Annotated in this window: 6 protein-coding genes and 1 tRNA gene; 2 read left to right on the plus strand and 5 right to left on the minus strand. The window is 41.4% G+C overall.

Going from position 1 to position 7,911, the window contains the following annotated elements; all coding sequences use genetic code 11:
- Positions 1-33: 33 nt before the first annotated feature.
- The 4 genes from V8G47_RS19525 to V8G47_RS19540 all read right to left on the minus strand — a co-directional run bounded on the left by V8G47_RS19525 (position 34) and on the right by V8G47_RS19540 (position 5,263).
- Positions 34-3,168 carry an SMC family ATPase gene (locus V8G47_RS19525; RefSeq protein WP_336201518.1) on the minus strand — a complete coding sequence of 1,045 codons (3,135 nt, stop codon included), beginning with the start codon at positions 3,166-3,168 and terminating at the stop codon, positions 34-36.
- The gene (locus V8G47_RS19530; protein WP_336201519.1) at positions 3,165-4,310 is read right to left on the minus strand and encodes an exonuclease SbcCD subunit D; all 1,146 of its coding nucleotides are present in this window, start codon (positions 4,308-4,310) and stop codon (positions 3,165-3,167) included. The genes V8G47_RS19525 and V8G47_RS19530 overlap by 4 nt, the downstream gene beginning before the upstream one ends.
- A gap of 153 nt (positions 4,311-4,463) precedes the next feature.
- Entirely contained in the window at positions 4,464-4,601 is a 138-nt protein-coding gene (locus tag V8G47_RS19535) for a YvrJ family protein (RefSeq protein WP_034759872.1), read from the minus strand.
- A 137-nt stretch (positions 4,602-4,738) separates the two neighbouring features.
- Positions 4,739-5,263, minus strand: a complete 525-nt coding sequence (locus V8G47_RS19540) for a hypothetical protein (RefSeq protein WP_336201520.1) — start codon at positions 5,261-5,263, stop codon at positions 4,739-4,741.
- Between the two features lie 294 nt (positions 5,264-5,557).
- Between V8G47_RS19540 and V8G47_RS19545 the strand changes: the two genes are divergently transcribed.
- Positions 5,558-5,653 (plus strand) — tRNA-Sec (locus tag V8G47_RS19545).
- Positions 5,654-5,718: 65 nt separating this feature from the next.
- Here V8G47_RS19545 and V8G47_RS19550 read toward each other — a convergent pair.
- Positions 5,719-7,041: an ATP-binding protein gene (locus V8G47_RS19550; RefSeq protein WP_336201521.1), complete on the minus strand. Its 1,323-nt coding sequence runs from the start codon at positions 7,039-7,041 to the stop codon at positions 5,719-5,721.
- A gap of 199 nt (positions 7,042-7,240) precedes the next feature.
- Here V8G47_RS19550 and V8G47_RS19555 point away from each other — a divergent pair, with 199 nt between their 5' ends.
- Positions 7,241-7,666, plus strand: coding sequence for a DUF2621 domain-containing protein (locus tag V8G47_RS19555; protein ID WP_336201522.1), 426 nt, complete (start codon positions 7,241-7,243; stop codon positions 7,664-7,666).
- The last annotated feature ends 245 nt before the right edge of the window (positions 7,667-7,911 follow it).

The following is a 7,911-nucleotide window of genomic DNA, read 5'->3' on the forward strand; positions in this document are numbered from 1 at the left end:
AGGATGGGAACGATACCACCGCTCTGCAGGATTTTACGCTAAAAACTGGAATTCCGTCCTGCTTCCATTCTGTGATGAAATGACTTCCAGTCGTGCATCAATTCTCTCTTTCAGCTCTGGAACATGTGATATTAACCCTACTAATCGCCCGCTGCTTTGTATATCCATTAATGCTTCGATTGCCTGATCAAGTGATTCCGGATCGAGTGTCCCGAACCCTTCATCAATGAACATCGTATCTAATGATACTCCGCCGGCGTATTGCTGGACCACATCAGCAAGTCCAAGGGCTAAAGCCAGGGAGGCCTTGAAGCTTTCCCCTCCTGATAATGTTTTGACATGTCTCTCCTGCCCTGTATATTGGTCAAAGACCAGGAGTTCCAATCCGCTCTGAACATTTCCCTTGCTTCGGTCCGTTTTCCGGATCAACTGATACCGGCCGGAAGTCATCTTGATTAATCTCTCATTTGCGACTCCAAGGATGTCTTCAAGGAATGATGCCAGAACATACCTTTCAAATGTGATCCGGTTCGCATTCTGACCCCTTGCAACTTCTGCTAAATGTCCGACCGTTTGATAGCTTGATTCTAAATCCCTGATCCCTTCATTTATGGCTGTCACCCTGGTGAGGATGAGTTCATTTTCCTTTCTGTTCGTCATGACCCTATTTAGATGATCATTCACCTTTTTCAATTCATCTGTAACCTTGATTATTTCTTCTTCGATCTTTTGCAGGTCCGGCCGCTGTTTATCTTTTAAGATTTGATCAATATCTGAAAGACGGTCAGTGACCGAGCGAAGGTCCTCCCCGAACTTCTTCACTTTTTCTTGAAGAACCGTAACTTCCGCTTCTGATTTTTTCGCTTCCAGAAAAGCTTTATAGTGAGAGAAACCCTGTTCCGTGAGAAGTGCAAGGAAGGCATCTCTTTCAGCTTTCATCTCTACATTTACATTCTCAATATGGATCTCTTTATCTCTGACTTGAGACTCCTTTACACTGTTTTGATTCATCAGCTCGTAGTACTGTTTTTGTGCCCGTTCATAGGATGCCTTTAATTCTTTCAGTCTTTGTTTCTCTTTCTGTAACACTTGTTCAAATTGAGCTTTTGTCCTGAGTTCAACGGGAATGGATTCCTTCACCTTTTCCAGGGTCGTATTCTTGGTGTGAAAGAGAGTATTGAGTTCTTGGAGCATGTCTTGATTCTTCCCTCTTGCCCCTTCAAGTTCTTCAAGCTTCTCTCTGCCCTTTCTGATCTCTTCTCCCATGACTCTTACCTGTTCCACTTCTTTTTTCTTCGAAGCGAGGTCAGTCTTCAATGATTCGATTTCTTTTATCAGCAACGAACGGGTCTCCCCGATTTCAAGCTGATTAAAGTCAGGTTTCTTTTCAATTATTTTTTTGCTGATATTCTTGATCTGCTCTTGAATGCCTTGTATTTTCGTGTCCTCTTGAGCAATGACGAGGCTTAATTTTCTCTCTTCCGTTTCCAATTCCTGCTGCTTACCTTTGGCCACCTTAAGATCTTCCCCGGAAGGGATAGCATCTGCCTCTACAGCAGGGTTCGGATGATGTTTTGATCCGCAGACCGGACAGGGAGCATCATCTGATAATCCTTTCGCAAGCAATGACGCTTGAGCAGTATTCCACTTCCCCTCCAAAAATGCCAGCGTTTCAGACGCATCCTGAAGACGATCCTCAAGTTGACCATATTGAGTCTTTAATTGATCACGCTCCTTTTTGACACGCTGAAGATTTTGATCCAATTGATTCATGTCATTTATCTGCTCCAGCAGGGAAAGTTTCTCTTTTACGTTTTGTTCAAGTTGAAATACATGTTCCTGACCACTTTCTCCTGCTTTGACACGTACTTCCCGTTCCTTTATCCCTTTTTGTAAAAATGAGATCTGCTCGTTCTGTTTTATTACAATACTTTGCTGTTTTTCGTACCTTTCTTTCAGTTCACCCGTTTCGTTCATTAACGCATCTAACGAATCTATATCTTTTTCCATATTTTCAAGTTGAGTCACTCTTTTTGAAGCTTGCTCCCTGAGATGTTCATGTTTTGTTTCTTCTTCAAAAATCCTTGTTGCTGTTAATAGCTTTTCAGAGATTGCTTGCTTTTCTTCGAATAGTGTTGCTAATTGACTCTTCAGTTCACTGAGATTCCGATTAAGTTTGTGGCAATATTCATCTTGTTGAACCAAATGGGAAGCTCTCCTGGCCAATACAATCTCGTGATCGATCGATTCGATTTCAGGCTTCAATGCTAAAAGGGACTCTTTCTGATTCTTAAGTTTTTCCTGAAGTTCATATTGATCAACCAGACTTTTAGCCTCTGCGAGATCCTTCTGAAAGGCATCCCTTTTCTCCTGAACGTTCTCATATTGTTGTCTGAGATTCCTCTCCTTCTTTTCCATTTCTTCAATATGAGGGGATAGAAGGTGCAGAATGCGATGGTCATTTAACGGATTTTCCAATAAAAGAGATTGAAGTTCTTCATTTTCTTCAAAATGGATTCTTACTAATTCCCTTGTTCGCTCTTCAATGGAGGATTCAACAGACCTTTTCAACTCGTCAGCCTCGGATTTCAATTTTTCTTGAATCGCCTTGTAAAGCTCCGTATGAAAGAGGCGTTGCAATATAAGTTCTTTATCTTTACTATCCGATGTAAGAAGTTTCCGAAACTCTCCCTGTGGAATCATAAGGATCTGTCTGAATTGATTGGCATCGAGCTGGATCAACTCTTTGATCTTCTCATCTACCTCTCTCACATTTGCCGCAAGAAGCTGTTCTTTCCCGTCTTCATCGTATACATATAATTCAGACCGGGCATTGATGGTCGTATAGCCCTCCCCCCTTGCTTTCTTTTTTTCCTGCTGGGGTGAACGCCAAATACGATACGTTCTTCCACGTAAACTGAATAGAAGATCGACTTCTGTAATATCATCATTATTGGCAAATTGGCTTCGTAATTCTGTCGGATTTCGATCTTCCCCGCTGGCCTTTCCATAGATCGCGTAGGAAATCCCATCGAAAATCGTTGTCTTTCCCGCACCTGTTTTACCGGAAATCACGAACATGGTGCGGTTATCCAGCTCTCGGAAGTCAATGGTTTCTCTGCCGGCATACGGTCCAAACGCCTGCATTACTAATTTAAGTGGTTTCATGCATGATCAACCTCCCTTCTGGCAATATCAATCACATTCCGTACCACATCTTCCTTTTCACCGGTGAATTCACCTGTGGTCATGTCCTTGTAAAATTCTTTAAACAAATCCAGTTCGGACCGTCTTTTATCCTCCAACACTTGGAATGAATTTTTCTTTTTAGCATCGGTCAGATCTCTCTTTCGCTCAAGATGAAGCACGTTTGGGTAGACTTGTCTCAGTTGATTAATCGGATCGATTAATGTCCCTTCATCATGAAGGGTAATCTTTAAATAGTCATTCACCTGCTGAGACTGATAGAAAGCCGGATCGAGCAGCTCTTCCATATGCCCCTGTAGTTCCCTCATATCCTGTTTAGGCTGAAGTACCTTTTCCCTCAACTCAAAGGTCCCATCTTCCCCCATTTCTACAATGGTGACCGATTTCCTCTGAGCAGCTTCTGAAAAGGAGTATTTCAACAGTGAACCTGAATACCTGATTGTTTCATGCCTAATGGCGTCTGGACTATGAAGGTGACCCAGGGCAGTGTAATGGAATGGTCTGAATACGTCTGCCCCCACACAGCCGGATCCCCCGACTGAAAGAGTCCGCTCCGAGTCCGTCGTTTTTCCTCCCAGTACAAATGCATGTCCAACAAAAACATGTGGTTCATCTGGGTTCATGTGTTCTTCGATTCTATTAACGATGGCTTCCATTGCTGCATGATGACTATTGATCGAGTCATCATCAAGTATTTGTCTGACTGTACCAGGCTCAGCGTATGGAACGCAGTGAAAGTTCACCCCTTTTATTTGGATGGGTGTGAAATCAGCAGAGACCTTCCCCTTTAAATAAAACTGACTATGCTTGTACCACGAAGACCCAAATGAAAGCCTCTCTGCACTATCATGGTTGCCTGAAACGGCTACAATCGGTGTGTCGAGCTCTACATTTATCCGGAATAATACTTCATCTAATAGCTCCACTGCTTCTGTAGGCGGCACAGATCGATCATAGAGATCCCCCGCAATGACGACTGCATCGGGTTCTTCCTCTTTGACTAGTTCTATGAACTCCTCCAATATGTATCGTTGTTCTTCTGTCATATATATGCCATGCACCAATTTACCCAGGTGCCAATCAGCGGTATGAATGAATTTCACTCCTGTTTTCTCCTCTCCGGACGTTCTGGTTTCTAACTGAATTATATCAAACTCACAGGGTCTCCGTGTAAGGAAAACATTTATAGTGTCTCGTGGCTACTCTTTTCGAAATCTTCATAAAAAATGGGACCGCATGGAGCGGTCCCATTTCCATTATTCTTTGAGTTGCCGAGGTAGTGTTTGAATTGAAGTGATGACAGCATCAAGCTTTGTCTCGATTCGATAAAGAAGATACATCGTGACCACAATCGGAAACCCTACTTCAGACACAAAGGAAATAATCGACTCCATCCTCTCCCTCCTCTCATCCTATATATAGGCAGTTGGAGAGAAAACGGGTACATAGACAGGAAAAAAGCGAATCCTTGACAAATCGGATTCGCTTTTCACAGCTATAAATGGTCGGTATAGACCTTTATACTTTAGTATTAACCGTTTAAATCGCTGATCAGGCTTGAACTTACCAGGCCAGCTTCGTCTAAAACTTTTTTGATTTGGTTTTCAGCTTCGTTCAATTTTTCATCGGCTGCTGTGAAATCTGCTTCGCCTTCTTTAGCCAGTTCATCCGCTTTCATCTTATACGATTCTGCCAGTGTCGATTGGAAAGATTCCACTGCATCCTTTTGGTCTCCAAGACCATCGGGGATCTCCATTCCTTCTACTGCTTCTGCAGATGCTTTCGCTGATGCTTGAGCAGATTCTTTCAATGTTGCCAATTCGTCTCCAGCTGGAGGCTCTTCGCCTGCCATTGCTTCTTCATAACCATTTAAATCAATATCAACACCGTTAACGGTCGTAGTTAAATTCAAGTAATAATCCATTAATTCCCCAGCGGTATCGGCGCTCTCTTCAGAACTTGACGCCTCATCCTTCTTCTCCTTGTCAGAACCAGAGTCAGAACATCCCGCAAGTGCCAATGATAAACCAAGACCTAATACCCATACTTTTTTCATGTTTGTTTCCCCTCTCTGTCTATCTCTATAAGTTCAAGTACAATAAGCAGCTCCAACAGGAAACGCTTACTTCGTCTATAATAAGCCGGCAAAAAGTATCTTATCACGGAGATTAACGAATGGTAAAGAAATATTTGCAGATTTCAACAAAGTTTAAATCTTGTAAATATTTCAAATAAACAGCATTTATTTCCTTCCAATCTCTTACTTAACTAGGTCATTAGTATGAATGCATTTTTCAAACATTTGAACAAGTTTATTTCCCGTGGTATAACTTATATATACTTACCTTTCGGGGCTGATTGTTGAGCTGGTGCTTGCCTTAGTCTTCAAAACTTTCGGGAGGCGCGTGCCGTCTCCGCTGGGTTCGATTCCCAGGCAGTCCCGCCATTTAGAAGAACTCTTCCCTGATCATATAAAAGAACCCTTACGTCATCCATAAGGGTTCTTTTTCTCTATTTCTGCAGTACTTCCCGTTTCTTTCTCTCCGACGCCTGAACGCCGTCAAACATGATATGAAAGGCTGTGCCCTCTCCCTGTTCACTTTGCACCCGGATATCCGCACCATGATCGCGAAGGATCCGAAGGCATATAGTAAGGCCGAGACCCGTTCCTTTTGTTTTGGTGGTGAAGAATGGCTCTCCCAGTTTATCCAGTGTTTCCTTCTTCATCCCTACGCCCTCATCCTTAAACATCAATTGCACCTTATTATGGGAATTGAAATCTGCATGAATGGTAATCGTCCCTCCATGAGGCATCGCTTCTATCGCATTTTTTATTAAATTGATAAAAACCTGCTTTAATTGATTCTCATCGCCGCGGATATACAGCTCTCTCTCATGAAACTCTGTTTGAATTTCGATATTATATAAGATGGCATTCGTATTCAGTAATTTCGAAACATGATCCAGGGTTTCGATGATATTAATCCGTTTATACGTAACAGATTGCGGTTTAGCAAGAATCAACAGCTCGCTCAGTACAAGTTCGATCCGCTTGATTTCAGAAAAGACAATCCCCAAGTATTCCTTCGTTTTCTCATCGGCTTCATCTCTTAACAACTGCAGAAATCCATTAATAGAAGTCAATGGATTTCGGACCTCGTGAGCAATGCCTGCAGCTAATTGACCGGCAACTGAAAGTTTTTGAGATTCAATAGCCAGGGTTTCATTCATTTCCATCAATTCTTCCTCGTTATGTACTCGTTCGGTAATGTCTGAAATGGTTCCCACTGTACCCTGCAACTCACCATTCCCATTATAGTTCAGTTTAATATTGACTTCTCCCCAACGAAACTGTCCGTCCCTTTTTTGATAGGGGATGTCCATCCTGGTTTTCTCCCTATGTAAACCGATGCTTTGCCTTACCAATCGGAGGATTTCATGACGTTCATGGAGGGAAATGAAATGGAGGGCATTCTTATGCAGACTTTCCTTGACCGTATATCCCGTGAATTCTTCCCAGGATTGATTGAGGAATTGAAATTCTCCCTTGGCATTTGTGTGAAACACCACTTCATCAATACTTTGAAGGACGTGCTGCATTTCTTCATTCAGCAGCTTTATCCTTTCTTCACTCGTTCTGAGGGCCGCCAACGTCGTATGGCTGATATCATAACTTTTCCCCATATAATAGCTGATAAAAAGGATTAATAAAGTGAAAACCATATCCACCTTTAAATCCACCGGATAATGTAGAACAAAGTAATAAATAAAATCCCATGTGATGATTAATAAAAGTCCAGTAAGTAACGATACGATCCTGCCGGTATACTTCATCCTGCTAGCCTCCTATTTGCACAAGCTTAAAAAACAATCGAAATAGAAAGAATTTTCACGATATTTGTTAATTATTAGTATATCATTTCTAATTAAGAACAGTATAGAGTTCTTTTATAAAAACGATGATATTCTTGTCACAGGCAAAGTCGTTGTCTATAATTGAATAGGATATGCTTTTTAAACTGAGGTGAAAAAAATGCTAGAAGGTTGGTTCTTATATTTCATCCTTTTTTGGGTCGTTTTTTTAGTGGCTTCATTTGCGATCGGTGGATTCTTCATGTTCCGGAAATTTTTAAAGAGGTTCCCAAAGGAAGATGGCAAATCTGACTTGGATTGGGAAGAACATTATGTGAACGAAACCATCCATCTATGGGGTGAAGACGAAAAGAAAATGCTGAATGAGCTGGTTACCCCGGTTCCAGAGTTATTCAGGGATGTTGCAAAACAGAAAATCGCCGGAAAAATTGGTGAATTGGCTTTAAAAGAAAGAGCCGCAGCCATAACGGAAGAATTAGTCATCAGAGGATATATTTTGGCGACTCCAAAGCGAGATCATAAATTTCTGAGAAAAAAACTTGATGAAATGCAGATAGAAGTTACACCCTATGAGCATTTATTCTAATAAAACAGGCAGGGAATAAAATGGGCTCGATACTTGTTATTCCAATTGTATTATATGTAATCTTTATTGTTGGGGCTGCTATTTTGTACGTAAAATGGAAGAATGCAAAAAAAGGTAAACGTTAAAAAGTTTACCTTTCAGCTTGTAGACAAAGTCTAAGAATTAGACCAAGTCTACAAGCTTTTTTTGTATAATAGAAAGGAATAAAGCTTTTGTGGGGGATAAAAATGTTATCAAAACACACT

The sequence above is a fragment of the Rossellomorea sp. LJF3 genome (assembly GCF_037046045.1).
GTDB lineage: Bacteria > Bacillota > Bacilli > Bacillales > Bacillaceae_B > Rossellomorea.